Source organism: Candidatus Accumulibacter vicinus (assembly GCF_000584955.1).
In the GTDB taxonomy this organism is placed as follows: Bacteria; Pseudomonadota; Gammaproteobacteria; order Burkholderiales; family Rhodocyclaceae; genus Accumulibacter; species Accumulibacter vicinus.
Genome location: NZ_JDSS02000021.1, coordinates 297,744 through 301,158 on the forward strand (window position 1 = coordinate 297,744; position 3,415 = coordinate 301,158).

The 3,415-nt window shown below is 63.4% G+C and carries 5 protein-coding genes; 3 read left to right on the forward strand and 2 right to left on the reverse strand.

All coding sequences use genetic code 11. The features are described from left to right. Both CAPSK01_RS22605 and CAPSK01_RS10305 read left to right on the forward strand, forming a co-directional pair. A partial coding sequence (locus CAPSK01_RS22605) for an MGMT family protein (RefSeq protein WP_273703472.1) occupies window positions 1–112 on the forward strand: 112 nt, incomplete at its 5' end. 97 nt (window positions 113–209) lie between these two features. Next, the gene (locus CAPSK01_RS10305) at window positions 210–1,037 is read left to right on the forward strand and encodes a DMT family transporter (protein WP_273703473.1); all 828 of its coding nucleotides are present in this window, start codon (window positions 210–212) and stop codon (window positions 1,035–1,037) included. A 16-nt stretch (window positions 1,038–1,053) separates the two neighbouring features. On the opposite strand, the gene CAPSK01_RS10310 is transcribed toward CAPSK01_RS10305, so the two are convergent. Beyond that, entirely contained in the window at window positions 1,054–1,359 is a 306-nt protein-coding gene (locus tag CAPSK01_RS10310) for a BrnA antitoxin family protein (protein WP_034925944.1), read from the reverse strand. Further along, window positions 1,328–1,603: a BrnT family toxin gene (locus tag CAPSK01_RS10315; RefSeq protein ID WP_273703460.1), complete on the reverse strand. Its 276-nt coding sequence runs from the start codon at window positions 1,601–1,603 to the stop codon at window positions 1,328–1,330. Before CAPSK01_RS10315 ends, CAPSK01_RS10310 begins: the two co-directional genes overlap by 32 nt. Before the next feature lie 279 nt (window positions 1,604–1,882). On the opposite strand from CAPSK01_RS10315, the gene CAPSK01_RS10320 reads away from it, so the two are divergent. Next, window positions 1,883–3,268: a toll/interleukin-1 receptor domain-containing protein gene (locus tag CAPSK01_RS10320; protein ID WP_034925945.1), complete on the forward strand. Its 1,386-nt coding sequence runs from the start codon at window positions 1,883–1,885 to the stop codon at window positions 3,266–3,268. Window positions 3,269–3,415: the final 147 nt, after the last annotated feature.

Genomic DNA, 3,415 nt, shown 5'->3' on the forward strand with positions numbered 1-3,415 from the left:
CATCGTCGTGCCGTGTCACCGCGTGATCGCCGCGAACGGCGCCTTGACGGGTTACGCCGGCGGGCTGCACAACAAGGCGTTGCTGTTGCGACTCGAAGGGAGTGCCGCTTGATCGCGCCGCTGACCCGCCGCCCCTTGCGCGTCGGCGCGGCCAGCGCGGGGAGGCAACCCTGAAAACCCGTGACCTCGGCGATTTCGTCCTGCTCGCCATGCTCTGGGGCGCTTCGTTTCTGTTCATGCGCGTCGGCGCACCGGAGTTCGGTCCGATTGCCCTGATCGGTCTGCGGGTGGCGATTGCGGCGCTGTGCTTGTGGCCGTTGTGGCTGGCCGGCTCGGATGCGACCTCGCTGCGTCGCCATGCGTTGCCGATGGCGACGGTCGGGATCTGCAACTCGGCGTTACCTTTCGTTCTCCTGGCCTACGCGTCGCTTTCCCTGACCGCTGGATTCACCGCCCTGATCAATGCCACGGTGCCCTTGTGGGCCGCGCTCGTCGGCATGCTCTGGCTGCGTGACCGCCTGACGCCGAGGCAGTGGATCGGCCTGCTGCTCGGCGTCATCGGCATGGGGGTGCTGACCTGGGGGAAAGTCTCTTTCCGGGAGGGCGGCAGCGCTCTGGCGATCATGGCCGGATTGCTCGCGACCCTGTCCTACGGTTTTTCCAGCCACTTTGCCAAGCGAACGCTGGTCGGCGTCGCGCCGCTGGCCATCGCCACCGGCAGTCAGACCAGTGCAGCCATCGCCCTGGCACCGCTGACCCTGGCCTTCTGGCCGACAGCGACCCCGTCGGGATACGCCTGGCTGGCGCTGATCCTGCTGGCGACGTTTTCGACGGCGCTGGCCTACATCCTGTATTTCCGGCTGATTGCCCATCTCGGCGGACAGCGGGCGTCGACGGTAACCTTCCTGATTCCGGTGTTTGCGGCTGGCTGGGGCGGAATCTTCCTCGGCGAAGTCGTGACCCTGCCAATGCTGCTTGGCGGGGCCATCATTCTGGTTGGTACGGCGCTGACTCTGGGGATTGCACGAACTTCTTGACGCTAAACATGCGCTTTCATGCGATGTGTCCTGCCGTCCCGTCCAGTTCCTCGCGGATCACCTTCCGGATCAGCGCTTCCATGTCGGACTGCTGGAGCGAGCTTTTCAGCGTCTCGTTGATGAGCGTCTGATAGCCCCGCTCGCCGGCCATTTCCTTGAAACGCTCGACCAGAGCGGCATCGAGGTACAGGGTGACGCGCTTCTTCGGCTGCACCACCCGGCCTTCGACCCGCTGGCGCAGGATCAGCCTGCCGGCGTCAATGTCCGCCTGGGTAATCGGGGCGTCCTCGTCAACACTTGCGGTAGAAAATTTCGTGCTCATTTCGCTCTGCCTTCCGCATCGAAATTACCCGGATGTTCTCATCCGTCTCGGCGGTGGCGATCACCACCACATCCCCACGCAACAGGCCCAGGGTAATGAATCGCTGCTCATGGTAGTCAAAGCGGTCGCTCTCGATGACCTGCGGCGCATCCTCGAAGTCGTAGCCATGCTTCTTCAGGTTCGAGGTTCGTTTCTCCGGGTCGTAACTGTAGCGCATGCGCTGATTGTATGCATGTTTGTTCATATTTGAAGATCTGTATTGATCCAGTCGGCTGGGTGGTGCGACGGCGATCATGCCGACCTCCGGGGTGCGTCGTGAAACACGCGACTTGTCGGGTTCACGCGGTTATCATGGAGGGGTCGGCTGGCCCATGCTGCCTGCGGGAGGTCCAGAACGAACGCTCTTTGAGATGAGCGAGGGGCAGCAGATACGCGAGCAAGAGACGAATGGCATGGCGGGGTGAGCGCGGCGCCGCCGTCTTCGCGAACGGATCGGTCCACAAACCTGCCGGGGAGGGTTGCGATGGTCAGCGTTTACGTTTCGTATGCGTGGAAGGACGAGGAGCAGCACCGGCTCGTCGACCGACTCGGGACGGCGTGTACGGCGCGCGGGATAGACTTCGTGCGCGACACTTCCCACGTCGGCTACGGCAACTCGATCCGCGAGTTCATGGATCGGCTGGCTGTCGCGGGGCATGTCGTGCTCGTTCTCAGCGACACCTACTTCCGCTCCGAGTACTGCATGTACGAACTCCGCGGGATCTACGAGCATCGGAACTTTCGCAAGCGGGTGCACCCGATCGTCCTGTCCGGGACGCGCTTGCACAAACCGAAGGACCGGATCACCTGGATCGCGCATTGGATCAAGGAGAAGAAGGAACTCGAGGAAGCGCTCGAAGCACTGGAAGACCCCAAGCACACGCTCGAACTGCGCAAGAGCCTCGAGGATTACGCCGACTTCCATCGGCTGATGGATCAGTTGACGTCCCTCCTCGCCGATATGAACACCTTGACCGAGGACGTGCATCGCGACACCGATTTCGCCGCGTTGCTGGATCGCATCGCGCCCGTCGATGATGACTTCCGGCGCCGGATCATCGGCGAGGTACGCCACACCCTGGCGCACAACGCGCACCTGAGCAAGGTGTTGCAAGGCAGGCTGCACGATTCCGGTGCAGCCTCCGTGAGCGACCTCGCCGAAGCCCTTTGCGCTCCGCCGCCGGACCAGGCGATCAGCACGCTGCTTTTCCCGGCGACGCTCGCCTGCCTCAAGTCGCTCGACGCACAAGCCAGTGACTTTGTCGACGCATGGACCACCGCGAAGTCCGTACTCGCCTGGCTCACTCTGCTCGCTGTCGATGTCCGGTCGGCCGGCGTCGAACAGCAGCAGGCGCTGGCAGCGGGCAATCTGGTCTTTGAAATCGCCGTCAGCACGCCGCTGGGGGTCGAAATCGTCAGCTCACGCCATCGCGAAATGGCGCCGCAACTGCGCGTCGCAAAAAGCAACGTGCTCGGCGCAGGAGCGATCGAGCAGCCGCGCTACGAAAGCGGCTGGAGCGAAGATGCCCCATTGGAGAATCTGCTGCTCGAGATCTGGAGCTGCGTTTTTCCGGAAGAGTCGCGAACGCAGTTGTCGTCCACCGACCGACACAAGCTCCAGGCGACCTTGCGTGTCCGCCGCGAGCAAGCAACCTTTCACCATTACATCGCGGTGCCCGCTGACCAGGCGAAGCCGCTGGCCCTGTCCGCTTTCTATCAACGGCTGCTGGCGATCCTTCCCGATCTCAGCCTGATCTTCTTCCATGGTGATGGTCAGGCCTCCGCGCTCCTGGTCAGTGACGAATACTATTTCATGGCCATCATCCGCGAATTCCTGACCATCCCCGACCTGCTGGCGAAAAAACGATGAATCTCCCCCTCCCGACGATCCCCGCAATCCCGCTCACCGACCTCCCCCTCCCGCCGCGCGGCTCGTGGCCGGCGTCGGTGCACCGTTTCGACGAGGAATCGGCGTGGGCGCTGCGCTCGGCGCTCGCCGCGCAGCGGCCGCTGCTGG

Coding starts and splice junctions, on each gene's coding strand:
- CAPSK01_RS10305 (WP_273703473.1), top strand. CDS start 210: ATGCTCTGGGGCGCTTCGTTTCTGTTCATGCGCGTCGGCGCACCGGAG.
- CAPSK01_RS10310 (WP_034925944.1), bottom strand. CDS start 1,359: ATGAGCACGAAATTTTCTACCGCAAGTGTTGACGAGGACGCCCCGATT.
- CAPSK01_RS10315 (WP_273703460.1), bottom strand. CDS start 1,603: ATGAACAAACATGCATACAATCAGCGCATGCGCTACAGTTACGACCCG.
- CAPSK01_RS10320 (WP_034925945.1), top strand. CDS start 1,883: ATGGTCAGCGTTTACGTTTCGTATGCGTGGAAGGACGAGGAGCAGCAC.